22 protein-coding genes, 3 tRNA genes and 1 other RNA gene are annotated in these 25,741 nt (G+C 69.8%); 12 read left to right on the plus strand and 14 right to left on the minus strand.

The features are described from left to right. Window positions 1-3: 3 nt before the first annotated feature. Window positions 4-76 (plus strand) — tRNA-Asn (locus SM116_RS09065). Between the two features lie 76 nt (window positions 77-152). Here the strand turns inward: SM116_RS09065 and def are convergent. Beyond that, window positions 153-719, minus strand: a complete 567-nt coding sequence (def, locus tag SM116_RS09070; protein ID WP_320940671.1) for a peptide deformylase — start codon at window positions 717-719, stop codon at window positions 153-155. A gap of 40 nt (window positions 720-759) precedes the next feature. On the opposite strand from def, the gene SM116_RS09075 reads away from it, so the two are divergent. After that, window positions 760-1,740 (plus strand): DMT family transporter, encoded by a 981-nt coding sequence (locus SM116_RS09075; protein ID WP_320940672.1) that lies wholly within the window; start codon window positions 760-762, stop codon window positions 1,738-1,740. Between the two features lie 16 nt (window positions 1,741-1,756). Here SM116_RS09075 and SM116_RS09080 read toward each other — a convergent pair whose 3' ends face one another. The 3 genes from SM116_RS09080 to SM116_RS09090 form a co-directional block, all read right to left on the minus strand. Next, window positions 1,757-2,050: a hypothetical protein gene (locus SM116_RS09080; RefSeq protein WP_320940673.1), complete on the minus strand. Its 294-nt coding sequence runs from the start codon at window positions 2,048-2,050 to the stop codon at window positions 1,757-1,759. 1 nt (window position 2,051) lies between these two features. Further along, window positions 2,052-2,125 (minus strand) — tRNA-Ile (locus SM116_RS09085). Window positions 2,126-2,163: 38 nt separating this feature from the next. Continuing rightward, entirely contained in the window at window positions 2,164-4,167 is a 2,004-nt protein-coding gene (locus SM116_RS09090; RefSeq protein WP_320940674.1) for a GmrSD restriction endonuclease domain-containing protein, read from the minus strand. Between the two features lie 209 nt (window positions 4,168-4,376). Between SM116_RS09090 and SM116_RS09095 the strand changes: the two genes are divergently transcribed. Then, on the plus strand, window positions 4,377-5,150 hold the full coding sequence (locus SM116_RS09095; protein WP_320940675.1) for a hypothetical protein: 774 nt from the start codon (window positions 4,377-4,379) through the stop codon (window positions 5,148-5,150). A gap of 69 nt (window positions 5,151-5,219) precedes the next feature. Here SM116_RS09095 and SM116_RS09100 read toward each other — a convergent pair whose 3' ends face one another. Further along, window positions 5,220-7,148, minus strand: coding sequence for a S53 family peptidase (locus tag SM116_RS09100; protein WP_320940676.1), 1,929 nt, complete (start codon window positions 7,146-7,148; stop codon window positions 5,220-5,222). A gap of 226 nt (window positions 7,149-7,374) precedes the next feature. On the opposite strand from SM116_RS09100, the gene SM116_RS09105 reads away from it, so the two are divergent. Further along, window positions 7,375-7,878: a DUF3145 domain-containing protein gene (locus SM116_RS09105; protein WP_320940677.1), complete on the plus strand. Its 504-nt coding sequence runs from the start codon at window positions 7,375-7,377 to the stop codon at window positions 7,876-7,878. 173 nt (window positions 7,879-8,051) lie between these two features. On the opposite strand, the gene SM116_RS09110 is transcribed toward SM116_RS09105, so the two are convergent. The 6 genes from SM116_RS09110 to aceE form a co-directional block, all read right to left on the minus strand. Continuing rightward, on the minus strand, window positions 8,052-9,290 hold the full coding sequence (locus tag SM116_RS09110) for a beta-ketoacyl-[acyl-carrier-protein] synthase family protein (RefSeq protein WP_320940678.1): 1,239 nt from the start codon (window positions 9,288-9,290) through the stop codon (window positions 8,052-8,054). 55 nt (window positions 9,291-9,345) lie between these two features. Further along, on the minus strand, window positions 9,346-9,594 hold the full coding sequence (locus tag SM116_RS09115) for an acyl carrier protein (RefSeq protein ID WP_320940679.1): 249 nt from the start codon (window positions 9,592-9,594) through the stop codon (window positions 9,346-9,348). Between the two features lie 74 nt (window positions 9,595-9,668). After that, window positions 9,669-10,670: a beta-ketoacyl-ACP synthase III gene (locus SM116_RS09120; RefSeq protein ID WP_320940680.1), complete on the minus strand. Its 1,002-nt coding sequence runs from the start codon at window positions 10,668-10,670 to the stop codon at window positions 9,669-9,671. Further along, the gene (locus SM116_RS09125) at window positions 10,667-11,587 is read right to left on the minus strand and encodes an ACP S-malonyltransferase (protein ID WP_320940681.1); all 921 of its coding nucleotides are present in this window, start codon (window positions 11,585-11,587) and stop codon (window positions 10,667-10,669) included. Before SM116_RS09125 ends, SM116_RS09120 begins: the two co-directional genes overlap by 4 nt. Window positions 11,588-11,675: 88 nt before the next feature. Then, complete coding sequence (locus tag SM116_RS09130; protein ID WP_320944144.1) at window positions 11,676-12,872, minus strand: PucR family transcriptional regulator; 1,197 nt, start codon at window positions 12,870-12,872, stop codon at window positions 11,676-11,678. A gap of 28 nt (window positions 12,873-12,900) precedes the next feature. Further along, entirely contained in the window at window positions 12,901-15,627 is a 2,727-nt protein-coding gene (gene aceE / locus SM116_RS09135) for a pyruvate dehydrogenase (acetyl-transferring), homodimeric type (RefSeq protein WP_320940682.1), read from the minus strand. Window positions 15,628-15,770: 143 nt separating this feature from the next. On the opposite strand from aceE, the gene SM116_RS09140 reads away from it, so the two are divergent. The 4 genes from SM116_RS09140 to rnpB all read left to right on the plus strand — a co-directional run bounded on the left by SM116_RS09140 (window position 15,771) and on the right by rnpB (window position 18,685). Next, window positions 15,771-15,843, plus strand: a tRNA-Val gene (locus SM116_RS09140). Window position 15,844: 1 nt separating this feature from the next. Next, the gene (locus SM116_RS09145; RefSeq protein ID WP_320940683.1) at window positions 15,845-16,576 is read left to right on the plus strand and encodes a zinc ribbon domain-containing protein; all 732 of its coding nucleotides are present in this window, start codon (window positions 15,845-15,847) and stop codon (window positions 16,574-16,576) included. After that, window positions 16,534-18,294 carry a bifunctional 3'-5' exonuclease/DNA polymerase gene (locus SM116_RS09150; RefSeq protein WP_320940684.1) on the plus strand — a complete coding sequence of 587 codons (1,761 nt, stop codon included), beginning with the start codon at window positions 16,534-16,536 and terminating at the stop codon, window positions 18,292-18,294. Before SM116_RS09145 ends, SM116_RS09150 begins: the two co-directional genes overlap by 43 nt. 29 nt (window positions 18,295-18,323) lie before the next feature. Continuing rightward, window positions 18,324-18,685, plus strand: an RNA gene (gene rnpB / locus SM116_RS09155) — RNase P RNA component class A. A 148-nt stretch (window positions 18,686-18,833) separates the two neighbouring features. Here rnpB and ppgK read toward each other — a convergent pair. Next, on the minus strand, window positions 18,834-19,595 hold the full coding sequence (gene ppgK, locus SM116_RS09160; protein WP_320940685.1) for a polyphosphate--glucose phosphotransferase: 762 nt from the start codon (window positions 19,593-19,595) through the stop codon (window positions 18,834-18,836). Between the two features lie 76 nt (window positions 19,596-19,671). Between ppgK and SM116_RS09165 the strand changes: the two genes are divergently transcribed. From SM116_RS09165 to SM116_RS09180, 4 genes are read left to right on the plus strand one after another with little or no spacing between them, the layout of a single operon-like run. Next, window positions 19,672-19,857 carry an SPOR domain-containing protein gene (locus tag SM116_RS09165; RefSeq protein ID WP_320940686.1) on the plus strand — a complete coding sequence of 62 codons (186 nt, stop codon included), beginning with the start codon at window positions 19,672-19,674 and terminating at the stop codon, window positions 19,855-19,857. 44 nt (window positions 19,858-19,901) lie between these two features. After that, window positions 19,902-21,239: a glutamine synthetase family protein gene (locus tag SM116_RS09170; RefSeq protein ID WP_320940687.1), complete on the plus strand. Its 1,338-nt coding sequence runs from the start codon at window positions 19,902-19,904 to the stop codon at window positions 21,237-21,239. A gap of 7 nt (window positions 21,240-21,246) precedes the next feature. Beyond that, window positions 21,247-24,246, plus strand: a complete 3,000-nt coding sequence (locus tag SM116_RS09175) for a bifunctional [glutamine synthetase] adenylyltransferase/[glutamine synthetase]-adenylyl-L-tyrosine phosphorylase (protein WP_320940688.1) — start codon at window positions 21,247-21,249, stop codon at window positions 24,244-24,246. Further along, window positions 24,239-24,817, plus strand: coding sequence for a pyridoxine/pyridoxamine 5'-phosphate oxidase (locus tag SM116_RS09180; RefSeq protein WP_320940689.1), 579 nt, complete (start codon window positions 24,239-24,241; stop codon window positions 24,815-24,817). Before SM116_RS09175 ends, SM116_RS09180 begins: the two co-directional genes overlap by 8 nt. Window positions 24,818-25,123: 306 nt before the next feature. On the opposite strand, the gene SM116_RS09185 is transcribed toward SM116_RS09180, so the two are convergent. Further along, a complete protein-coding gene (locus SM116_RS09185; protein ID WP_320940690.1) occupies window positions 25,124-25,492 on the minus strand; it encodes a type II toxin-antitoxin system death-on-curing family toxin in 369 nt (122 codons plus the stop codon). Continuing rightward, complete coding sequence (locus SM116_RS09190) at window positions 25,489-25,692, minus strand: ribbon-helix-helix protein, CopG family (protein WP_320940691.1); 204 nt, start codon at window positions 25,690-25,692, stop codon at window positions 25,489-25,491. The genes SM116_RS09185 and SM116_RS09190 overlap by 4 nt, the downstream gene beginning before the upstream one ends. Window positions 25,693-25,741 lie beyond the last annotated feature (49 nt).

The raw sequence follows: 25,741 nt of genomic DNA on the forward strand, positions 1-25,741 counted from the left end.
CATTCCTCCATAGCTCAATTGGCAGAGCAATCGGCTGTTAACCGATAGGTTCTTGGTTCGAGTCCAAGTGGGGGAGCGAAGGCCTCGGGGCTCCACCCCCGGGGCCTTTCTCATGCCTGCCGTGCGCCCGGTGCAGCGGCGGTGCGCGCAAGTCACGCGTCGATGTCGTCGACGCCGGGCGTCCAGAACTGCCCGGGGCGCCCCCACCCGCGCTTGCGGGCGAGCTTCTGGACGGTCTTCCAATCGCTGTCGCTGAGCCGGTCGATGTACAGGATGCCGTCCAGGTGGTCGAACTCGTGCTGCATGATGCGCGCACGCCAGCCGTCCACTTCGATCCGCACGGGCTCGCCCTCGAGATCGGTGCCCGTCACGAGGACGGCATCCGAGCGGCGCAGCGGGAAGCGCTCGCCGGGGAACGACAGGCAGCCCTCGGACTCCTCATCCGGGTCCGGCTCTCCGGGCTCGAGCGGCCGCATCCACAGCTCGGGATTGATGACGACGCCGCGCCAGGGTGCGCCGTCGTCGTCCTGATACGTGTACGTGTAGATGCGCAGGCCCACGCCCACCTGGGGCGCTGCGAGTCCGACGCCGGGCGCGGCATCCATCGTCTCGAACATGTCGGCGACGAGTGTGCGGATCTCGTCCGTGATCTCGCCGACGGGGGATGCGGGGGCGTGCAGAACGGGATCGCCCATGATGCGGATGGGAAGTACGGCCACGTCTCGAGCCTATCGAGCGGCCTGCCGATAAGGTCGAAGAGTGATTGCGCTGGGAGCTCCGCTGGGCGACGTCACCGATCACCTGGTCGGCGTGTTCCGTGACCCCGCCATCCTCCTCGGCATCCCGCTGGCGCTCCTCGGCGCCGTGTTCATGTCGTTCGGCGCGCAATACCAGTATCGCGGCGTGACGAAGGTCGAGCAGCTCACCGGCACGTCCGGGAGCGCCGGGCTGAGCGGCCGCCAGCTGGTCAACCTGCTGCGGCGCCCGTCGTGGGTGTTCGGCACACTCATGCTCGCCGCGGCCATCACGTGCCAGTTGTCCGCGCTCGCCGTCGCGCCGCTGATCATCGTGCAGCCGATCGGCGCCGTGTCCCTGGTCATCACGACACTGCTGAACGCCCGGATCTCGGGCCACAAGCCGACCCGCAAGTCGATCCGATCGATCGTGGCCTGCATCACGGGCATCGTCGTGTTCGTGACGATCGCCGCCCTCTTCGCCACCGAGACGCCGGTGTCGAACCTGCAGCTCATCATCATCCTGAGCCTGCTGCTGATCGTGCTGATCGCGCTCCTCGTGCTGTGGCTCGTGCTGCGCAAGCGCGGACACCCGCTGTTCTACATCGCCGCCGCCGGCATCATCTACGGCTTCGTCGCGACCCTCGCGAAGGTGGTGATCTCGCGCGTGCAGGCGCGGGACTTCAACTGGCTGACACTCCTCTGCCTCATCGGCCTCGTGGTCGCCGTCGTGCTCGGCGCCTACTTCGTGCAGACGGCCTACTCGGTCGGTCCGCCCGACCTCGTCGTCGCGGGCCTCACGGTGATCGATCCGATCGTGGCCGTCACGATCGGCCTCACGATCCTTCAGGAGGCCGCCGAGGCGCCCCCGTGGGCGTTCGTCGGCTTCGTCGCGGCGGGCGCGGTGGCGGTGTACGGCGTCATCACCCTCGCGCGCTATCACCCTCAGGTGATCAGTGACAGTCAGGAGATCCCGATCCCGCGCGGCGGCGGAGGAAAGGTCTGAGCCGCGGCCGAGGCACTCAGCGGCCGCGCGGCTCGATCGTGATGCGTCCGCCCTCGATGCGGCCCGACCCGCGGCCCTTGTCGCCCGGGGCCGGCGCCGGTGCCGGCACCTCGACCTGTGCGCGCCACTCGGCGTTCGCCTCCTCGGCGCTCGGACGCCATACCGCGTCGAAGCCGCCGCCGACACCGCCCATGCCGCCGCCGGAGGCCCGGCGTCCGCGCTCGGCACGCGCGATGCGCGGTGCCAGCGCCACGATGACCGCCCCGGCGATCAGCGCGGCGGCCGCAACCGTCCAGGCGATGGCGTCCATGTAGGGCGGGTGGGACTTGAACCCACGATCGTCGGGTTATGAGCCCGCTGCCTTGACCAGCTTGGCCACCGCCCCCTGTGCTTCGAGCCTACCGGCGACGCCCGGGCCGGTCGTCACATGTGCGCGGCGATGTACGAGTACTTGACGAACACCTCGGCCGCGAGCCCGGCCTCCTCGAGAACTCCCTGGACGGCGGTCAGCATGTATTTCGCATCCCAGCCCATGAACAGGAAGTGGGTGTCGTCGAGCGTGTCCCAGTGGCCGTTCCACGCCTGGGCCTCGTAGATGGGGCCGCCGCGCCGGGCGCTGAAGGCCTCGACGTCGCCGCGCGAGTCGGCCCACAGCCGTTTGAAGACGCGATTGAACAGCGCCTTCACGTCGTGCACCTCCCAGTGCTCGCCGCGGTATTCGGTGTAGTCGAACTCGCGCTGCCATCCGCGCGGCCAGCCGCGCCGGCGAACCGCATCCAGGATCGGGGTGAGGCCGTCGTCGTCGATTCCCTCGATCGCCGGGCGGGGCCACACCTCGACGAATCGATCGGTCAGGCGCGAGGTGCGTTGCGAGATCGCCGCCGTGCCCCAACTCTCCGGCATCGCGGCGTCCCGCGAGTCGGCGATGGCGCTCCGTGCGTACACCGTGCGCGCCTCCGGATACGACACCCCGAAGGCGCGCTCGGCGAGGGGCGCCTCCAGCAGCACGAGGTTGCCGAGCGTCTGGGCGAGCGCGCGGTGGCTGTTCTGCTCGTCCTCGGTGTACTCGCCCCACGTGCGCATGCCGTCGGCGGTCCACGCGTCGCCGGGGGCGAGGGGGAGGATGTGCGCGACCTCCAGGTCGGCGGCATCCCTCACGTCGCTCAGACGCGAGAGGATGTAGGCGGCGTGCGGCAGCTCGCCGTACTTCAGCGCCATCCGCACGCGCTCGTCCGACGGGGTGATGCGGGCGATCGCGTGAACCAGCTCGGACGGGCCTCCCATGCGCGCGCGGCACAGCCGTGCGACGATCCGCTCGTTGCCGATACCGACGACCGTGCGCCGCACGAGCAGCGACTGCACGAGCTCGAGGAGGGCGATGAGCTCCGCCTTCGACAGGTCGCCGCGCGCGTGGTCGCGGTAGCCGCGCATGGTCAGAGGCGAGATCGCGCGCCCGAAGGTGTTCACATAAGCGAGCTGGCGGGCGATGTCCGGGTCGCCCTCCTGCGTCGGGTCGGACAGGATGCGATACGCCTCGGAGTACTCGCGCCATTCGGCCGCGTGCGCACGCAGCGTCGCCAGGTCGAGCCGGGGGAACTCGTGGCGGAACGCGTCGTACACGCCGTGCTCGCCGGCGACGGCGACCTCGCGGCCCGTCTTCATGACGAGGTAGTGGCGCCAGAACGGACCGATCGCATCGCCCGTGTTGCGTTCGATCGGAAGCCAGTACTCGTCCTCGATCTCGTTCTGCTCGGCGTGCGACAGCCCCATCAGCACGTAGTTGTGGATGAGCTCGTGGTCGCGCAGGGGCGCGCCGGTGGAGTTGAGGCTCTCGAAGATCTGCTGGGCATTCGCATCCGCGCCCAGGGTGATCGAGACGTGCTCGAGCTTCTGGAGGCCGCGCCACACGCGGGGCACCTCGTCGAGGCCCACCTGACTGCGGAAGAACGCGTAGTTGTCGTCGAAGCGCGAGTCGCGCAGGTCGTCGCCGTCCTCCCGGACGTCGAGGACCACGCTGCGGAAGACGTCCGCCCACTCGCGATGCGGACGCAGCTTGGTGCGCTTCCCGCCGTCGTGCACCAGGACGCGCGCGAGATCCGTCGCCAGCGCGTCGTCGTGCTCCCGCACGGTGTGGTGCAGGGCGGCGACCAGCAGCATCAGGGTCGTGATGCGCTGCTGACCGTCGATGAGCACCAGCTCCGTGGTGCCGCTCGCGGCGCTCTCGGTGGAGAGGATCGAGCCGATGAAGTGGGTGTGGGCGTCGTCGGAGTCGCCCACGGCGCGGATGTCCGCCAGCAGCTGCTCGCACCCGCCGATGTCCCATCGGTACTGCCGCTGATACACGGGGACCACGATCGTCGAGTGTCCTGCTGCGAGCCAGCCGATCGTGTTGACAGCGGTGGCATCGACATTCGCAGCAGTGGCCATCGTGGTGCTCGTCTCCCGGCTTTCGTGTGTGCTCTCCGTGCCCGCTCGCGCCGGCCACGCCGCATCCCAGTCTATTCGCGGGGATTCGCGCGGCCCTCGGTGCGCTTATTCACGGTCCATCGTTCCGGGGCCGGCAAGGACCCCGGGATAGGCTTGCCTTACCCGGGGCCTGTAAAAACTTCGCTCGCCCCCGACGAAAGGTGATCCGCATGGGTTACATCAAATCCGCAGCCCTCGAGGAGACCGGCTACGTCGTCCTCGACAGCTACAACCAGGAGCTCGACCCCAAAGAGTGGCTCGACATCGAGTACAACGACTGGAAGTCCTCCGGCGACACGCGCTTCGCGCCGCTGGCCAGCGCCTTCGGCGAGATCGAGTGCAACGGCTTCTGGAACCACAAGCCGCCGCGCACCGACAAGGACGGCGTCTGGATCCCGTCGCAGGTCGAGAAAGCGCCCAACCTCACCCGTCGCGCGCAGGAGCCGGGCGCGAACGTCGGCCGCTGCCGCGTCATCGAGCTGCAGCCCAACACGTACGGCGACTGCCTGTACAACCTGCACCAGGACGACAACAACCGCCTGAACCCGGACGGCACCGGCTGGGTCGTGCGCGGCTTCTTCAACCTCACCGACGACAAGGACAGCTTCTTCGTCCTGCGCGAGAACCGCACCGACCCGGCGGGCGAGGTGCGCATCGCCCTCCCGGCGGGCGCCCAGCTCATCGTCGACACGCAGCGTCTGTGGCACGCCGCGACCCACCCGGGCCCCGACCCGCGCTACTGCCTCATCACCTCGTGGACGTCCGGCCCGGAGCTCGACGCGTACATCGAGAAGTACCACGGAGTGAACCGGGTCGAGAGCTACCCCGTGTCGCAGGACATCCTCGACGCCGGCTACGCCGAGCAGGCGCGGAAGGATGCGGCTCGTGCCGCGTACTACGCCGCCAAGGGCCAGGCCGAGGTCCAGGCCATGAGCGAGGCCTGATCCTCGCACCCCGCGAAACGGCGGCCCCGGTCGAAAGACCGGGGCCGCCGTTCCCTGTGAGATGCGGGTCTACGGTGCCGGAGCAAGCCACCCGGCACGGGCGCTGCCCCAGCCGGTCGAGGAGTCCCAGCCGGGCCCGACGGTCAGGGACGTCGCGGCCCCGTTGAACGTGCGAACCGAGTAGAGGTACCCGCCGGATGCGTCCAGTCCGTTGGCGAAGTCGACGCGGATGTCGCCGGCATCCACCCCGGCCCCGGTGACGTCCTGGAATCCCGTGTGGTTCTTGTAGATGAGCTGGTTCAGGAGGCCGAGGCCGCCTCCGCTCGCCTGTGCCTTGATCGCCGTCATCCCGGCGAACAGCGGGGCGGCCAGGCTGGTCCCGCCGATGCGGTACGTGTCGTAGGCCGCCGTGCCGGTGAAGGACTGGGTCTGGCCGACGAGCATGCCCGTCGTCGGGTCGGCGTCCATCGAGACATCCGGCAGCGCACGCCCGCCGTTCGGGCTCACGATGCCCGCATCGGTCTGGTACGTCGGCTCGGGGAAGTTCGACGAGTAGCCGCCGCCGCCGCCGTAGAGGAAGTCGGTGACGAGTGACCAGTCGGAGGCGCCCTTCGCGAGCGAGTACTTGCTGGTCTGCCAGCCCGTCTCGCCGACGACGCCCGCCTGCGTGATCTCCGTGGACGTTCCGCCCACGCCGGTGACGTAGGGATCGGATGCCGGGAAGTCGGTCTGCGGCGAGCCGAGCGCGGTCGCCTCATCGCCGTTGTCGCCGGTGGAGAACACGTAGCTGATGCCCTCCATCGCGCCCTGCAGGAAGGCGGCCTCATAGGCCAGCGCAGTGGACGGCCGCACGTTGTCGCCGGCGTCGCCCCACGAGTTGGAGACCACGCTGACCTTGGCTTCGTCGTTGATCCGGGCGAAGGTGTCGAGGAAGTCGGTGTCGTAGCAGCTCTTGGAGGCGTAGTAGCGGATGCCGGCCGCCGGTGCCATGGCGTGCACCGCTTCGACGTCGAGCGTCTGCTCGCCGTACCACCCCGACGCGTCGCACTGGCGCTGCCCGGTGTTCACGCGCGTGAACGAGCCCGGCAGGCTCTGCGTGAACTGCCCGGGGGCGAAGGCGCTGTCGCCGGTGTCGGTCGCGTAGCGGTTCGCATCCGATTCGATGGTCGGGGATGCGTACGCGTCGACGATCGCGACGGTCACCCCCCGGCCGTTGGCGCCGGATGCCGCTCCGGCCTCGTACGCACCCCGCAGCTGCGGTCCCGTGTAGCCGCACGGCGCGAAGGCGAGCGCGGCGCCGTTGAACAGCGGAAGAGTCGTGCCGTCCGGCGTCGGCGTGTTGGTCTGCGTCTCGGATCCGTACCACTGCGAGCACGGAGTCGCGTTGCGGAAACCGTCCGAGGGAGGCGACGGCTTCTGAGTGTGCGGCACGTTCGTCTCCGGCGTCGTGTCCAATCCGGAGACCGCGAGCACGGCTCCGGCCACGGAGTCGGGTGCCTGCAGCGGACCTGTGGGAGCTTGGACGCTCAGGCCGTCGTGCGTGTAGTTGGCCATCGACACGCCGAAGGCCTTCGTCGCCGCGGCCACGTTGCCGGTGATGTCGATGTAGCGACCGTGGGGCTCGACTGCTGCGACGCTCATGCCCGCGCCGGTCAGCCAGGCGCTGACGGCGTCGACGGTGCTGGACGTCGCGTCGTAGCGCGCGTGGAAGGCCGCCGGCGAGAGGAAGTGATGATAGCTGCCGGATCGCGGCGTGGAGACCGCTGTCGCGGCGGCCGCCAGCGCGGCCAGGCCGCCGTTCGGCGAGAGGTAGACACGGGCTTGCACCGCCGCCGATGCCGAAGGGGCGCCGGTCTTCTTGCCGTGGCTGAGCCAGCCCGGAGCCGAGTCGGGAATGGTCTTCTCGGCCGGGGCGGCATTCGCCGCCATCGGTACGGAGAGCGCTGCGACGACGGCTGCGACCGCGACGAGTGCCCCTCCCATCATGGTTCTGCGCATCCAGGATCCTCCAGATGTTCCTTCAGGGCGTCGGGCGGTTGCACGACGATGCGAACGTACGCCCGTGCGGCGGGCTCATTCAGGAGTCTCGGCATTTCCATAGGGATGGAACTACATGCTTGTCATTCCCGTGTGTTCTGCGCCATAATGGCCGCGAGAACCGAACAACCGCCACGTGGCTCCGATCAGGTCGTAGGGGAAGACGCACCTGAGACAAGGAGAGAACATGGCGACGACATCAGCGCGCGGCGTGATCTTCATCCACTCCGCGCCGAAGGCACTGTGCCCGCACCTCGAATGGGCCGTCGGCCGGGTGCTGGGCCGAGGCACGAGCTTCGAGTGGGCAGACCAGCCGGTGCTGTCCGGCAGCCGGCGCGCGGAATTCTACTGGGAGGGCCCGGCGGGCACCGGCGCGGCTCTGTCCACCGCGATCCGCGGGTGGGAGCATCTGCGGTTCGAGGTGACCGAAGATCCCACGCCGCGCAGTGACGGCGGCCGTTGGCTGCACACTCCGGGGCTCGGCATCCATTACGCGCAGACCGACACGGCGGGCAACGTCGTGATCGGGGAGGACCGCATCCGCTACGCGATGGAGGTCGCCGGGGGTGACATGCGCGAGCTGGAGCGCGAACTCGACATCGCGCTCGGCGCTGCATGGGACGAGGAGCTCGAGCCGTTCCGCCACGCGAGCGACGACGCGCCGGTCGTCTGGCTTCACAAGGTGGGCTAGGCGCACGCACAGCGAACATCGAGCGAACGTCAGCAGGATTCAGGCAGGTGGAGGCGCCAGTATCGGCGGTCGGAGGACGACATTCCCGGAAGCCGACAAAACGTATCGCCTGCCTGACACGGAAGAAGCCCCCGGACAACCGGGGGCTTCTTCCGTAGGCCGGCAGGCGCGGATCAGACGTTCGTGAACGCGGCGACGGCGTTGTGGCCGCCGAAGCCGAACGAGTTGCTGATCGCCAGCTGATCGCCGGACCCGAGCTCCTGCGCCGAGCCCGACACGCGGAACGGCACGGCCGGGTCCTGCGTGCTGATGTTGATCGTCGGGGGCGCAACGCGGTCGCGGATCGCGAGGATCGTGAAGATCGCCTCGAGAGCGCCGGTGCCGCCGAGAAGGTGTCCCGTGGAGGCCTTGGTGGCCGAGACGGGGATGTCGTCGACCCGGTCGCCGAAGACCGCCTTGAGCGCCTGGTACTCGTTGGGGTCTCCGACGGGCGTCGAGGTCGCATGGGCGTTGATGTGCGTCACGTCGTCGACGGATGCGCCGGCCATGTCGAGCGCGAGATTGACGGCCCGGGCGGCGCCGTGGCCCTCGGGGTCGTTGGCGGTGATGTGGTAGGAGTCCGCGGTGACGCCGCCGCCGACGACCGCGGCGTAGATCTTGGCGCCGCGGGCACGCGCGTGCTCCTCGGTCTCGAGGATGAGCACCGCGGCGCCCTCGCCCATGACGAAGCCGTCGCGGTCGACGCTCGTCGGGCGCGACGCGGTCTCGGGGTCGTCGTTGCGGCGCGACAGGGCCTGCATGGCCGAGAACGCCGCGATGGTGACCGGATGGATGACGGACTCGGTGCCGCCGGTGATGACGACGTCGGCCTTGCCTTCGCGGATGTGCTCGATGGCGTTCACGATCGCCTCGGTGCTCGACGCGCAGGCGCTGGCGACGGTGCGCGCGTACGCGCGGGCGTTGAACTGCAGCGAGAGGTTCCCGGCTGCGGCATTGGGCATGAGCATGGGGACCGACATCGGCATGACGCGCCGGATGCCCTTCTCCTGCAGTGTCTTCCAGCCGTCCAGGAGCGTCCACAGGCCGCCGATGCCGGTGGCGAAGTCCACGCCGAGTCGCTCCGGCTCGACCTCGGGGCTTCCGGCGTCCTCCCACGCTTCGCGGGCGGCGACGAGCGCCAGCTGTGCCGACGGATCGAGGCGCTTGGCGATCGGGCGCTCCAGCACCGTGTCGGGGCGGACCTTCGCCGTCGCGGCGAAGCTGACGGGCAGCTGATACTCGTCGATCCAGTCGACCTCGAGAGTGTGTGTCCCGGACGCGCCGTCCAGGAGCGCAGACCAGCTGTCGGGGACCGTGCCGCCGAGCGGAGTGGTGGCGCCGATGCCGGTGACGACGATGCGGGAGTTGCTCATGTGGTGGAGGATCCTCGGGATCGTGGGTGGGGGCCGAAGCCCCCACCGGGAGTGACTACGCCTGGTTCGACGTGATGTAGGTGACGGCGTCGCCGACGGTCTTGAGGTTCTTGACCTCGTCGTCCGGGATGGTGACGCCGAACTTCTCCTCGGCGTTGACGACGATCGTCATCATCGAGATCGAGTCGATGTCGAGGTCGTCCGTGAACGACTTCTCGAGGGTGACCTCGTCGGCCGAGATGCCGGTCTCGTCGGTGATGAGCTCCGCGAGTCCGCCGAGGACCTCGTCGTTCGTGTATGCCATGGGGTTCTCCTGTTCGTAGGGGATCTGAGGCCTGGGGCAGGCCGGTGTTCAGTTTAGGGTCGGGGGTCCGCCGCTCAGGGAAGAACGACCACCTGCGCGCTGAACACGAGTCCGGCGCCGAATCCGATCTGCAGGGCGAGTCCGCCGCTGAGCTCGGGGTGCTCCTCGAGGAGCCGGTGGGTGGCCAGCGGGATGGAGGCCGCCGACGTGTTGCCGGTGGTCTCGATGTCGCGGCCGATCATGACGGTGTCCGGAAGCTTCAGCTGCTTGGCGAACTCGTCGATGATGCGCATGTTGGCCTGGTGGGGGATGAACGCGGCGAGATCGGATGCCTCGATCCCGGACACCTCGAGCGCCTGTCGCGCGACCTTCGCCATCTCCCAGACCGCCCAGCGGAAGACCGCCGGACCCTCCTGCCGGAGCGTCGGCCAGGGCGCCTCGCCGTCGCGGAACTCGGTGAGGGTGTGGTTCATGCCGACGACATCGGCCTTCGAGCCGTCGGAGCCCCACACCGTCGGGCCGATGCCCGGGGTGTCGCTCGGGCCGATGACGGCAGCGCCTGCGCCGTCGCCGAGAAGGAACGAGATGCTGCGGTCCGTCGGGTCGACGATGTCGCTCAGCTTCTCGGCGCCGACCACGACGGCGTAGTGCGCGACGCCGCTGCGGATGAGGGCGTCGGCCTGGGCCACGCCGTACGAGAAGCCGGCGCACGCGGCGTTGACGTCGTAGGCGGCGGCCGGCGTCGTGCCGATGCGATCGGCGACGATGGCGGCCACGGACGGCGACTGCTTGGGATTGCTGATCGTGGCGACGATGACCGCGTCGATGAGCGACGGATCCACGCCGGAGCGCTCGACGGCCTCACGGGCGGCATCCGTCGCGAGCTCGACGGCGGTCGTGTCGTGGTCGGCGCGGACGCGCGTGATGATGCCCGTGCGCTGACGGATCCACTCGTCGCTCGAGTCGATCGGCCCGACGAGATCGTCGTTGGGGACGTAGTTCTCACCGCGGGCGGCGCCGTACGCGTAGATGCGCGTGTGCGCTGCGCCGGTCGGCTGGTTCAGTGTGGCGGTCATGCATTGCCTTCCGAGAGCAGGGCGGCCGCGGCATCCAGATCATCCGGCGTCTTGACGGCGACCGAGGGGACTCCGCGCAGCGCGCGCTTGGCGAGACCCACGAGGGTGCCCGCGGGGGAGAATTCGATGATGCCGCTCACACCCGCCTGAGCGAAACCCTCCATGCACAGGTCCCAGCGCACGGGCGACGCGACCTGGCCGACGAGGAGGTCGAGCGCGCGGCGCCCGTTGTCGACGATCGACCCGTCGCTGTTCGTCCACAGTGTCAGCTGCGGGTCGAAGGCGTCCGTTTCCACTGCGGCGTCGCGCAGCGTCTCGACCGCCGGCGCCATGAAGCTCGTGTGGAAGGCGCCCGCGACCTGCAGCGGGATGACGCGCGTGCCCGCGACCGGCTGCTCGGCAAGGGCGGCGAGCGCGCCGAGGCCGCCCGCCGCGACGATCTGGCCGCCGCCGTTGTAGTTCGCCGGCGTGAGTCCGAGCTCGGCGAGGCGGGCCACGACCGACTCCTGGTCTCCGCCGACGACCGCGCTCATCCCGCTGTCCTCGACGGCCGCCGCATCCGCCATCGCCCGCCCGCGGATGCCGACGAGCCGCATCGCGTCGTCCGGGGAGAGCACACCCGCCGCGGCCAGGGCGGCGAGCTCGCCGACCGAGTGCCCCGCGACGCCCGACGGCGTCACGGATGTCCGCTCGCCGAGGGCGCCCCACGACAGGAGGCTCGCGGCCACGATGAGCGGCTGGGCGACGCTCGTGTCCCGGATGTCGTCGGCGTCCCACTCCGTGCCGGCGGCGACGAGGTCGACCTGTGCATGGTCCGAGAAGACCTCGAGGCGCTCGCGTGCCCCCTCCAGCTCGAGCCAGGGGGAGAGGAAGCCGGGGGTCTGGGAGCCCTGTCCGGGGAAGACGGCGACGATCACCTCACCATCCTGTCAAGGATTGCGGGCGTCGGCTGGCTATCGGGTCACAAGAATCCTGGAGTCGTTTGTGCTGATTCCACAGAAACGGTCAGCGCAGACGCCGGTTCGCCGGAGGCCGTCGACGCACGCCGTCGGCCCCGACCGCACCCAGGATGAGTGCGGTCTGGAGGATGAGCGCCTCCCGGGGACCCGTGGCATCCCACCCGATGACCTCCGACACGCGCTTCAGGCGGTAGCGGACGGTGTTCGGGTGCACGAACAGCTCGCGTGCCGTCGCCTCGAGCGAGCGGCCGTTGTCCAGATAGCTCCACAGGGTCGCCACGAGGTCCGGGCTGTGGTCCTTGAGCGGCCGGTAGACCTTCTCGACGAGGGTCTGCTTGGCCAGCGGGTCTCCAGCGAGGGCGCGCTCGGGGAGGAGGTCGTCCGCCTCGACCGGCCGCGGCGCCGAGCGCCACGCCTGCGACACCGCGAAGCCGGCGAGCGCGGCGCGCGCGCTCTGGCTCGCGTCGACGAGCGCCGGCACGGTCGGGCCGAGGACGAGGTGTCCGGGGCCGAAGCCCGGCTCGAGCTGCTTGGCGATGTCGGTGAAGGGAAGGTCGATGATCTCCTCGCCCGTACGCGCCGGCGGCTCGGAGCGCCCGATGACGAGCACGAGCCGCGACCCGTGCACGCCGATGAGGACATCCACGCCGAGCTTGCGGGCCGTGCGGCGCACCTGGTCGATGTCGAACTGGTGGGGTGTCGTGCCGACGAGCACGGCCACCTCGCCGTGGCCGTGCCATCCCAGCGCCGCGATCCGGCTCGGCAGCTCCTCGTCGGCCTCGCCCGTCAGGATGGAGTCGACGACGAGGGCCTCGAGCCGCGCGTCCCACAGGCCGCGCGCCTCCGCAGCGCGGGCGTACACGTCGGCAGCCGCGAAGGCGACCTCGCGCGAGTAGAGCAGGATCGCCTCGCGCAGCTGCTCGCCCTTGCCCGTGACCCGTTCCTCGGTGATCTCCACCGTGACTCGGATGAGCTGGAGCGTCTGGGTGAGGCTGACACTGCGCAGCAGCTCACGCGGAGCGGCGGCGAAGATGTCCGCGGCGATCCACGGCGTCGAGGCCGGGTCGTCGTACCACTGGATGAAGGACGTGATGCCGGCCTGAGCCACCAGCCCGACGGCGGACCGTCGGGCCGGTGGCATCTCGGCGTACCACGGGAGCGTGTCCTCCAGACGCTTGATGGTGGCCGTCGCCAGGTCGCCCGCGATGCGTCGCAGCCAGGCGAGCGTCTCGGCCTTGTCCATCGTCGGCGTACCGGCGCTCACAGGCGGGTCAGCTCTCCCCGCCGGCATTCCCGCTGGTGCCCGCGTTGACGTCGTGCAGGCGGTACTTCTCGATCGCCTGGGCCGAGAGGCCCGCGTCGACCACGCCGTCGTCGGCGAGCGCCTGGAGCGTCCGCACGACGATCGACGGTCCGTCGATCTTGAACCAGCGCCGGGCGGCCGCACGCGTGTCGGAGAACCCGAAGTAATCCGCACCGAGCGTCACGTAGCGGTTCGGCACCCACGGACGGATCTGGTCCTGCACCGCGTGCATGAAGTCGCTGACGGCGACGACCGGTCCCTCGGCTCCCCGCAGCTTCTCGGTCAGGTACGCCGTGCGGCGCTCCTCGCCCGGGTGCAGGAAGTTGTGGTCGTCGGCGTCCAGGCCGTCGCGGCGCAGCTCGGTCCACGAGGTGACCGACCACACGTCGGCGACGACGCCCCAGTCGTCCTTCAGGAGCTTCTGCGCCTCGAGCGCCCACGGCACGCCGACGCCCGATGCGAACAGCTGGGCGCGAGGACCCTCGCCTTCGCCGGTCGAGATGCGGTGGATGCCACGGACGATACCGTCGACGTCCACGCCCTCCGGCTCCGCCGGCTGGACCATCGGCTCGTTGTACACCGTGAGGTAGTACATGACGTTGGGGTCGGGGTGCTGTCCGCCGTACATGCGGTCGAGGCCCGAGCGCACGATGTGGGCGATCTCGTAGCCGTAGGCGGGGTCGTACGACACCGTCGCCGGATTGGTGGAGGCGAGCAGCTGCGAATGCCCGTCGGCATGCTGCAGGCCCTCGCCGGTGAGCGTCGTGCGGCCCGCGGTCGCGCCGATCACGAAGCCGCGCGCCATCTGGTCGCCTGCCGCCCACTGCGCGTCACCCGTGCGCTGGAAGCCGAACATCGAGTAGAAGACGTAGACCGGGATCAGCGGCTCGCCGTGCGTCGAGTACGAAGTGCCGGCAGCGGTGAACGCCGCGACCGCGCCGGCCTCGTTGATGCCGACGTGGACGATCTGGCCCTGCGGGCTCTCCTTGTACGCCAGGAGCAGCTCGCGGTCGACCGACGTGTAGTGCTGGCCGTGCGGGTTGTAGATCTTCGCCGTCGGGAAGAAGGCGTCGATGCCGAACGTGCGCGCCTCGTCCGGGATGATCGGCACGATCCGGTTGCCGAAGTCCTTCGCACGCAGGAGGTCCTTCAGCAGTCGCACGAAGGCCATCGTGGTGGCGATCTCCTGCGTGCCCGAGCCCTTGCGCGGGATGGCGTAGGCGCTCTCGTCCGGGAGGGTGATCGGGACGTGCGTCGACCGCCGCTCGGGCACGAAGCCGCCCAGGGCGCGGCGGCGCTCGAGCATGTACTGGATGGTCTCGTCCTGTGCGCCGGGGTTGAAGTACGGCGGCTGGTAGGGGTTCTCCTCGAGCTGCGCGTCCGTGACCGGGATGTGCATCGCGTCGCGGAAGTGCTTCAGGTCGTCCAGGGTCATCTTCTTCATCTGGTGCGTCGCATTGCGCCCCTCGAAGTGCGGACCGAGGCCGTAGCCCTTGATCGTCTTCGCGATGATGACGGTCGGCTGACCCTTGTGCTCCAAGGCGGCCTTGAACGCCGCGTACACCTTGCGGTAGTCGTGACCGCCGCGCTTGAGGTTCCAGATCTGCTCGTCGCTGTAGTCCTTGACCAGGGCGAGCGCACGCTCGTCGCGGCCGAAGAAGTTCTCCCGGACGTACGCGCCGTTCTCGGCCTTGTACGTCTGGTAGTCGCCGTCGGGCGTGACGTTCATGAGGTTCAGGAGCGCGCCGTCGGTGTCGCGGGCGAGCAGGTCGTCCCACTCGCGGCCCCACACGACCTTGATGACATTCCAGCCCGCGCCGCGGAAGAAGCTCTCGAGCTCCTGGATGATCTTGCCGTTGCCGCGCACGGGCCCGTCTAGGCGCTGGAGGTTCGCGTTGACGACGAAGGTGAGGTTGTCGAGCCCCTCGTTCGCGGCCACCTGCAGCTGACCGCGGCTCTCGACCTCGTCCATCTCGCCGTCTCCGAGGAACGCCCAGACGTGCGCGTCGGAGACGTCCTTGATGCCGCGGTTGGTGAGGTACTTGTTCGACATCGCCTGGTAGATGGCGTTGATGGGGCCGAGACCCATCGACACCGTCGGGAACTGCCAATAGTCCTGCATGAGGCGCGGGTGCGGGTAGGAGGGCAGGCCGTTCGGCGCGTGCGACTTCTCCTGGCGGAAGCCGTCGAGCTGCGCCTCGGTCAGGCGTCCCTCGAGGAACGAGCGCGCGTAGATGCCGGGGGAGGCGTGGCCTTGGATGAAGATCTGGTCGCCGCCGGAAGGGTGGTCCTGGCCGCGGAAGAAGTGGTTGAAGCCCACCTCGTAGAGGGCCGCGGAGGATGCATACGTCGAGATGTGCCCGCCGACCCCGATGCCCGGTCGCTGTGCGCGGTGCACCGTGATGGCCGCATTCCAGCGGATCCACGCGCGGTAGCGGCGCTCGATCTCCTCGTCGCCGGGGAACTCCGGTTCGTTCTCGGGGGCGATCGTGTTGATGTAGTCCGTGGTCGGAACCATCGGCACGCCCAGGTGGAGCTCGCGCGAGGTGGACAGCAGACTCAGCATGATCTCGCGCCCGCGCTCGTGGCCCTTGGCTGCGACGAGCTGCTGGAGCGACTCCTGCCACTCCGACGTCTCTTCGGGGTCGCTGTCGAGGGGCTCCTGGGAGTAGGGATCCTGATCGTGGACAGTCACGGGTGACCTTTCGTCGACTGGCAGATCGTGCCAGGGGTGATCTTTGCGGCGGGGTCCGGGTTGTACGGTCTCGACAAACACCGCATCAATCAGCCTACCCAGTACCGATGCCGCCCGGATCTCGCCGCATAGACTGACGTCGAGGACTTGTAGCTCAGTTGGTAGAGCGCCACGTTTACACCGTGGATGTCGTCGGTTCGAGCCCGGCCGGGTCCACGTGAACGCCAGCCCTGCCGACCAGCGCCGTCTCCTCGAGCTCGCGGAGCTCGATGTCCGCATCCGTCAGGCCGAGACGGCACGGACGTCCCCGCCGCAGGCGACCCGCGTGCAAGAGCTGATCGCGCAGCGGCAGACGCTCTCTCAGGAGCTGTCCGCCCGCCTGGGCGTCCGCGACGACGCGACGGCGGAGCTCAAGCGCATCGAGGCCGACGTGGCGGTGGTCGACGCCCGAGCGGCTCGCGACAACGAGCGCCTGCGCACGGTCTCCCAGCCGAAGGATGCCCAGGGCCTGGAGAGCGAGCTCGCCTCGCTCGCTCGCCGCAAGAGCGATCTGGAGGACGCCGAGCTCGAGGTGATGGAGCGACTGGAGACGGCCAACCGCGCGGTCGACGAGCAGGAGGCGCTCATCGCCGAGACGAACGCCGAGGGCTCGTCGCTGTCCGCGGCCGCGAAGGAGCACATCGCCGAGGCGACGGCTCGGCTCGAGGCATCCACCCGCGATCGCACAGCGGTCGTCACGACGCTTCCCGCCGACCTCGTCGCGCTCTACGACAAGCTCCGCGCGCGCAGCGCAGGTGCGGCGCTGCTGCGTCGTCAGACCTGCGAGGGGTGCCGGATGGTGCTCTCGGGCACCGATCTCGCCACCCTCCGGCAGACCGCCGAGGACGTCGTGGCCACCTGCCCGGAATGCGGCTGCATCCTCGTGCGCACCGAGGAATCGGGGCTCTGAGCCCCTCCGCAGACCCGCTGCCGCCGGCCTGGATCGTCGTCGGCCGCGAGGACGCGCGCATCGTCGCCGTCCGTCTCGACGCGCACGGCGGCCAGCTCTCGCGCACGTCGATCCCGTCCGAGGAGCTGGCGTCGCTCATCGCGGACGAGGATGCCGGGACGCGCTGGGTCTGGCACGACACGCCGGCGTGGTACCCGCAGCTTCTCGCCGCAGGGGTGCGGGTCGCGCGCGTCCACGACCTCCGGCTGTGCCACGCGATCCTGCGCGACAGCGCGACCGTGGTCGACGACGGCGGGCTCCGCGCGGCGACGGAATGGGATGCGGCCGCCGTCGTCGAACCGGCCCCGGCCGCCTTGTTCGAGCTCGATGCGGGAGCGGCGGGACCGCCGGACGACATCGCATCCGCCCTCGCCGAGTTCGCCCGCCAGCGCGCCGCACTCGACGCAGCGGACGACCGCGGCCGCCTGCGGCTGCTGCTCGCGGCCGAGTCCGCAGGCGCCCTCATCGCCGTCGAGATGCGCACGGCGGGCCTGCCGTGGGACCCGGCCGAGCACGACCGCCTCCTCAGCGAGTTCCTCGGTACGCGCCCGGCGGCCGGAGGGATGCCGGTCCGGATGCAGCAGCTGGCCGACGAGGTGCGGGCCGAGCTGGGCGACCCCGCCGCGAGCCTCGACTCGCAGCCGAAGCTGCTCCGCGCGCTCCACCGCGTCGGCATCCTGGCCGAGTCGACCAGTCGCTGGGAACTCGTGCGCTACGAGCATCCCGTCATCGAGCCGCTGATCCAGTACAAGCGGCTCGCACGCCTGTACGCCGCGAACGGCTGGGGGTGGCTGGCCGAGTGGGTGCACGGGGGGCGGTTCCGGCCCGTGTACGTCCCGGCCGGCGTCGTCACCGGCCGATGGGCGTCATCCGGCGGGGGAGCGCTGCAGATCCCGCGGCAGCTGCGCCCCGCCGTCTGCGCGGACCCCGGATGGGCTCTCGTGGTGGCGGACGTCGCACAGCTCGAGCCGCGGGTGCTCGCGGCGATGTCGGGGGATGCGGCGCTCGCGCGCGCCGCCCGCGGGCAGGACCTCTACGCGGGCATCGTCGACAGCGGTGCCGTGCCGACGCGTGCCGAGGCGAAGGTGGCGATCCTCGGGGCGATGTACGGAGCGACGACGGGTGACAGCGGACGGCTCCTGCCCGCGCTGCGCCGCACCTACCCGCGCGCCATGGCCCTCGTCGACGACGCGGCCCGGGTGGGGGAGCAGGGAGGTGTCGTCTCGACGTGGCTCGGACGGACCTCGCCCACCACGTCGGCGGGATGGCGAGACACCCAGGCCGCCGCCGCGGAGCCCGACGCATCCGGTGCCGACGAAGCGCGCGCCCGTCGGCGCGCGGCGGATCGCGGTCGCTTCACCCGCAACTTCGTCGTGCAGGGCACCGCGGCCGAGTGGGCGCTGGTCTGGCTCGCCGACCTCCGTACCCGGCTCGCCGCGATGGATCCGGTCGACGAGGATCGGGGGGCGCCGGCATCCGGTCCGGTCTTCTCCACACGGCCTCATCTCGCCTTCTTCCTGCACGACGAGATCATCGTCCACACGCCCCTCGCGCGGGCGGACGAGGTCGCGGAGGCGGTTCGGGATGCTGCGGCATCCGCCGCCCGCCTGCTGTTCGGCAGGTTCCCGGTCGATTTCCCGCTCGACCTGCGCATCGCGCAGACCGCGGCCAAGGACTGACAGACCGGCCCGTAGAATCGAAGGGCGAATGGGTCGGCCGGACGGTCGCGTCGCGAGGGTACTCGCGCCGAGGAACGTCCGGGCTCCACAGGGCAGGGCGGTGGGTAACACCCACCCGGAGCAATCCGCGAGACAGTGCCACAGAGAGCAGACCGCCTCGGCTCGGCCGAGGTAAGGGTGAAAGGGCGGTGTAAGAGACCACCGGGGTCGTGGTGACACGATCCGCACGGCAAACCTCGCCCGGAGCAAGGCCAGACAGGGGATGATGACGCGGCCCGCCGAGTCCCCGGGTAGGCCGCTGGAGCGGCACGGCAACGTGTCGCCGAGAGAGATGACCGTCGAAGGGGCTCCGGCCCCGGAACAGAACCCGGCGTACAGGCCGGCCCATTCGCCTCAGTCGGCGGCCAGAGCCGCGGCGCGGTGCTTGTCTGTCGCGGGGTTCCCCCGCGAGTTCGTGGCCGGAGGTTCAGTCGGCGGCCAGAGCCGCGGCGCGGTGCTTGTCTGTCGCGGGGTTTCCCCGCGAGTTCGTGGCCGGAGGTTCAGTCGGCGGCCAGAGCCGCCGCCCCTATGATCCCGGCATTGTTCCGATGCTTCGCCGGGACGATCGGGGTCTTCAGCGTGAGCAGGGGCAGGAAACGCTCGGGGTTCTTGGAGACGCCGCCGCCCACGACGAACAGGTCGGGGCTGAACAGGAACTCCAGGTAGTCGTAATACCACTGGAGGCGCTCCGCCCAGTCCTCCCAGGACAGATCGGCGCGCTCCTTGGCCGAGACGGAGGCGTAGCTCTCGGCATCCCCGCCGTGGTCCGCGCGCTGGAGGTGTCCGAGCTCGGAGTTCGGCACGAGCAGGCCGTTGTAGATCATGGCCGAGCCGATGCCCGTGCCGAGCGTCGTGAGGATCGTGAGCCCCTTCGCGCCCTTGGCGGCGCCGTAGCGGACCTCGGCGACCCCGGCGACGTCGGCGTCGTTCGCGAAGTGGATGCGACGCCCCAGGCCCTTCTCGAAGAACGTCTCCGCCGCGAAACCGATCCACTCGTGCGACACGTTCGCGGCCGATAGCGTGCGCCCGTCCTTGACGATCGCCGGGAACGCCACGCCGAGGGGCACGGAGGAGTCGACCACTCCGAGCGTCTTGACGACCTCGTGAACGGCGGCGAGAACATCGTCCGGACGTGCGCCCTCCGGCGTCGACACGCGCACGCGGTCGCTGACCAGCTCGCCCTTGGTGAGATCGACGAGACCCGACTTGATCCCCGTTCCGCCGATGTCCACGCCCACCGCGAGAGTCGCCTTCGCTGCCATGGCCACAGCCTATCCAGAGGCACTCGCGGGGTCGCTAGGATCGAGCACACGGACACGGTGCACGAGGGAGGACGTCATGACCAGCGGAACTTTCGACGGCGACGAGAAGTACTGGTACAACCTCAAGACCGGTGACGTCGAATTCGGGTACAAGACGCCCGCGCCCGACCGGGCGGGCCCCTTCGACACGGCGGAGGAAGCCGCGCGAGCACCCGAGATCATCAAGCGACGCTCCCAGGAATGGGCCGACGAGGACGACTGACCGCCGGATCGGCGCCCGCCGGCCGGACGTGGGGAGAGGCATAGATGGACAAACAGCGTGACTTCGTCCTGCGCACGATCGAAGAGCGGGGGGTGAAGTTCGTCCGCCTGTGGTTCACCGATGTCGTCGGCACCCTGAAATCGGTCGCCATCGCACCCGCCGAGGTCGAGGGCGCCTTCAGCGAGGGTCTCGGGTTCGACGGGTCGGCCATCGAGGGGCTGACCCGCTCGTACGAGTCCGACCTGCTCGCGCATCCCGACCCGACGACGTTCCAGATCCTGCCGTGGCGGGGCGAGGTCGACCCCACGGCGCGCATGTTCTGCGACATCACGACGCCCGACGGTGAGCCGGCCGTCGCGGATCCGCGTCATGTGCTCAAGCGCACGCTGGCGAAGGCCAGCGATGCGGGGTTCACGTTCTACACCCACCCCGAGATCGAGTTCTATCTCCTGAAGTCGTCGCAGTTCGGGCCCGACGGCCCTGAGCCGGTCGACTCGGCGGGGTACTTCGACAACGTACCCGGAGGCACGGCGCACGACTTCCGTCGGCGTTCGGTCCGGATGCTCGAGGACCTGGGGATCTCGGTGGAGTACAGCCACCACGAGGGCGGCCCCGGCCAGAACGAGATCGACCTCCGCTACGCCGACGCGCTGTCGACGGCGGACAACATCATGACCTTCCGCACGGTGATCAAGGAGGTGGCGATCGAGCAGGGCGTGTATGCGACGTTCATGCCCAAGCCCCTCGGCGGCCACCCCGGCAGCGGCATGCACACCCACATGTCGCTGTTCGAGGGCGAGACGAACGCCTTCTACGAGGAGGGCGGCCAGTATCAGCTCTCCACGATCGGGCGGCAGTTCATCGCCGGCCTGCTGCGTCACGCCAACGAGATCGCGGGAGTGACGAATCAGTTCGTCAACTCCTACAAGCGTCTGTGGGGAGGCGACGAGGCGCCGAGCTTCGTGTGCTGGGGTCACAACAATCGCTCAGCCCTCGTGCGCGTCCCGCTCTACAAGCCGAGCAAGGGCCAGTCCTCGCGCGTCGAGTACCGGGCGCTCGACTCGGCCGCCAACCCGTACCTCTCGTACGCGCTCATCCTCGCGGCCGGCCTGAAGGGCATCGAGGAGGGCTACGAGCTTCCGCCGGAGGCGGAGGACAACGTCTGGTCGCTGACGGATGCCGAACGCCGCGCCCTCGGCTACGAGCCCCTGCCGGCGAGCCTCGACCATGCCCTGGAGTACATGGAGGAGTCCGAGCTCGTCGCCGAGACCCTCGGGGAGCAGGTCTTCAGCTACGTGCTCCTGAACAAGCGGCAGGAGTGGCAGGAGTACCGCGCGCAGGTGACGCCGTTCGAGCTCAAGCGCAACCTCGAGATGCTCTGACCGGCGGATGACGACGGGTGATCGCTCCGGCGGGCTGACCGGCCTCGCCCGCCTCGGCTTCAGCGGGCTGCAGGCGGCCGACGCCGCCCTCACTGAGCTGGAGTCCACCCTCGGCGCGAGCCGGGGTGTCCTCCTCACGGGCGCTGCACGTGCCGCAGACCCCGACGCCGCGCTCGACGCGCTGCTGCGGATCGCGCGGCGACGCTCTGAGCCGCTGCGCGCGGTGCTCGCCGACGCACGCGCGCGAGCCGCCGCGTGGGCGATCCTCGGCGCCTCGCACGGCTTCGCGGACTTCTACCTGCGGCATCCCGAAGAGCTCGCCGACCTCACGACCGCGGGCAGTGCACTGCCGTCCGCGCAGACGTTGAACGCCGAGCTCTTGGACGCCGTCGGGGCGGTGGACGGCTTCGCGACCGACGGCAGCGAGGACGCGTGGGACGCGCTGCGCGTGCGCTACCGGCGACTCCTCGCGCGGATCGCGGCATTCGACCTCCTCAGCGAGGACCCGGTCGAGGTCCTGCCCGCAGTGTCGGCCCGATTGGCGGATGCGGCGGCCGCGGCACTCGAGGCATCCCTCTGCGTTGCGCGCACACGCATCTCGGGCGGCGCCCCGGGCGCGAAGTTCCCCCGCGACCAGGTCGCGGCCACCCGGCTCGCGATCATCGGGATGGGCAAGACCGGCGCCCGCGAGCTGAACTACGTGAGCGACGTCGACGTCATCTTCGTGGGCGGCGCGGATGACCGAACGCTCGCCGACGTGGGCGAGAGCCGCATCATCGACATCGCGACGAAGCTCGCGTCCCACACGATGCGCGGCATCTCGGGAGTCGAGCGGGAGCCGCCGCTGTGGGAGGTGGACGCCAACCTGCGCCCCGAGGGCAAGCAGGGTGCGCTCGTGCGCACGCTGGAGTCCCATCTGTCCTACTACGACCGGTGGGCGCGCAGCTGGGAGTTCCAGGCGCTGCTGAAGGCCCGGCCCATCGCGGGCGACGCGGATCTCGGACACCGATATGTCGCCGCCGTGCAGCCGAAGGTCTGGACGAGCGGCGCGCGCGAGAACTTCGTCGACAGTGTGCAGCGGATGCGCGAGCGCGTGACGGAGCACATCCCGGCGGCCGACGTCCCCTTCCAGATCAAGCTCGGACCCGGCGGCATCCGGGATATCGAGTTCACCGTGCAGCTGCTGCAGCTCGTCCACGGACTCTCGGACGACCGCATCCGTCAGCGCGGCACGCTCGAGGCCCTCGACGCGCTCGTCGCGGAGGGCTACATCGGGCGCGCGGATGCGGGCGCCTTCGCACGCGACTATCGGATGCTGCGCGTCCTCGAGCACCGCATGCAGCTCAGCGCCCTGCGCCGGACGCACCTCATGCCCTCGCGGCCCGAGGAGCAGCGCGTCCTCGCGCGCGCGTCCGGCCTCGCCGAGAGCGGCGAGGCGGTGTGGGCGTTGTGGGAGTCGATCAAGCGCGAGGTGCGCGAGATCCACGTCCGCCTGTTCTACCGGCCGCTCCTGTCCGCCGTCGCCGCGCTCCCCGAGGAGGAGCGGACGCTGTCCGCGACCCAGGCGCACGATCGCCTCGCGGCGATCGGCTTCACCGACCCGGCCGGCGCGCTCCGGCATATCGGGGCGCTCACGAGTGGCCTCAGCCGGACCGCGACGATCCAGCGGCATCTGATGCCCGTGATGATCCGCTGGTTCGCCGACGGGGTCGACCCGGACTACGGCCTGCTGGCATTCCGCCGCATCAGCGAGCGTCTGGGCGACACGCCATGGTTCCTGCGGATGCTGCGCGACTCGTCCGGCGCGGCGGAGAGTCTCACGCGTGTGCTGTCGAGCTCCCGGTTCATCGGCGAGCTGATGGAGTGGATTCCCGAGTCCGTCGCCTGGCTCGACTCGGAGGAGCAGCTGCGGCCGCGCTCCGGCGTCGCGCTGCAGGAGGAGGCGCGCGCCATCCAGACGCGTCACCACACCGTGGACGAAGCCATGAAGTCCGTGCGCGCACTGCGGCGCCGCGAGCTCCTGCGCACCGCGATGGCGACCGTGCTCGGCATCCTGTCGCTCGAAGAGCTCGCCGAGGCGCTCACCACGATCACCGAGGTGACGATCCAGGCGACGCTGCGCGCCGTCCGCCGCGAGGTCGTGCCGCCGGAGGACGAGGCGCTCGACTTCTCCGTCATCGCGATGGGACGTTTCGGGGGAGCGGAGCTCGGATTCGGTTCGGATGCCGATGTCCTCTACGTCTACCGCCCGAACGGCGTGGACGAGCAGCGCGCGCACGAGCTCGCTCTGCAGCTCGTCGCCGCCCTGCGCCGCCACTCCGAGGACCACCGCGTACCCCTCGATCTCGACGCCGATCTGCGACCCGAGGGCCGCAACGGCCCCGTGGTGCGTTCCATCGAGGCGTACACCGAGTACTACCGCAGGTGGTCGCTGTCATGGGAGGCGCAGGCACTCCTGCGCGCCCGCGGTGTCGCCGGCAGCGTCAAGCTGATCGGCGAGTTCATGAAGCTCGCGGACGAGGTGCGGTATCCGGCGGATGCAGGCATCCAGGCCCTTCGCGAGATCAAGCGCATCAAGGCCCGCGTGGAGAACGAGCGCCTGCCGCAGGGCGTCGACCGCCGCCGCCATCTGAAGCTCGGACCGGGCGGCCTCAGCGACGTCGAGTGGCTCGTCCAGATCACCCAGCTCGCGCACGCCCACGCCGTGCCGGCGCTGCGGACGACCTCGACGCTCGGGGCGCTGGCCGGCGCGGTCCAGGCGGGGCTGATTCCGGATGTCGCGGCATCCCGCCTCGCCGAGGCCTGGCGCCTTGCGAGCCGCCTGCGATCCGCCAACACGCTGCTGTCCGGGCAGACGAGTGACGTGCTGCCGACGGACCGGCGGCGGCTGGACGGCATCGGGCGCCTGCTCGAGTATCCACCGCGATCGGCGACGGCTGTGGACGAGGACTGGCTGGGTGCCTCCCGACGCGCGCGCCGGGTCTTCGAGAAGCTGTTCTATGGGTGACGCCTGGTCACGCATGGGGGAGCCGCTCGGCGCATGGCTGCGGGCGCAGCCGACGCTCACCGGCGCCGCGCCGGCGTTCGATGCCGGCGCCGCTGCGGAGGATCCCGTCACGCTGTTCCGCGAGTGGCTCCGCGCGGCCGCCGGTGCAGGCGTCGCCGAGCCGCATGCCATGACTTTGGCGACCGTCGACGCTGACGGCATCCCGGACGCCCGCACGCTGATCCTCAAGGACGTCGGCGCAGAGGGCTGGGCGTTCGCGGGCACGACGTCGTCGCGCAAGGGCCGTCAGCTGGCTGTGCATCCGGCTGCCGCGCTCACCTTCTGGTGGCAGCCTGTCCTCCGGGCTGTGCGGGTCCGGGGACCCGTCGCGGAGGCCTCCCGGGCGGACAGCCTCGCAGACCTCGCCGCCCGCTCGCCCGCGGCGCGCGAGGATGTTGATTCCGACGAGTGGGCGCTGTGGCGGGTCGTGCCGACACGCGTGGAGTTCTGGCAGGGCTCCATCGACCGACGGCACCTGCGTCTCGTCTACGAGCGCGAGGACGGACGCTGGATCCACAGCGCCTCGCGCTGACATCCTGCCGACTCACGACGATCCGCCGCGACTGACGAGCGACGGACGAGTTCCGGGCTCGCGGGCGGGCGCCACGGGAAGGGAAGAGCCCCCCGAGCGCAAGCTCGGAGGGCTCTCCACCCGCTGGAACAGATCAGACGCCGTAGTACAGCTCGTAGTTTCCTCCGCCTGACGGCAGTGATTGTGTGTGCGTGGTTGCTCCGCGTGACCGGGACTTTTCTCGAAGTGAGTGCAAGTCGGTCATGGGCGGTTGTTGAGACTTCTGCGGACTTCCTGCGGACTCAGCGCACAGTCGACGCATGAGCCTCACAGCCTGTCCGAGTGTGCTTCGACCCAGTCGACAACCTCGATGAACTCGAGCCTGTGATCGGCGATCCCGCGTACGAACGCGTCGCCGTCCGCCACGCTATCCGCGACCAGGTCATGGCCGTTGAGGGCGAGGAGGGCTTTCGTGAGAACCCACGACAGGCGCTTGTTGCCGTCGAAGAGCGGGTGGTTCTGATTGATCGCGATGATCAGCGCAGCGGCCTTGTTGTAAAGCCCCAGGTAGACCTCCTCGCCAAAGACGGGGAGGGGCGCCGAGAGCGCTGAGAGCAGGAGCCCCCGGTCGCGCACGTGAAAACCCGCCGACGCGATGAAATCATCGACGTCGGCGGGTTCGAGGTACTCGGTCACTTAGACAGCGCGTCCAGCAGGTCAGCATCCTCCTGAACGATCCGCTCAAAGATCGCGCGCGTGCGGGCGCTCTTGTCGGTCTTCGATGCGCGCTCTTCGATCGCGAGTTTCAGAACCTCAGTCTTCGAACGGCGCTCCTGCGCGGCTAGCGCGTCGAGCAGCTCATCATGGGCGGCGTCCAGCCGCAGATTCATTGCCATGGTTCCTCCTCTCTCTCTGTTTCAAAAATCGTTCTGGCCTGTTCCCAAC

It is taken from the genome of Microbacterium rhizosphaerae, from assembly GCF_034120055.1.
In the GTDB taxonomy this organism is placed as follows: domain Bacteria; phylum Actinomycetota; class Actinomycetes; order Actinomycetales; family Microbacteriaceae; genus Microbacterium; species Microbacterium rhizosphaerae.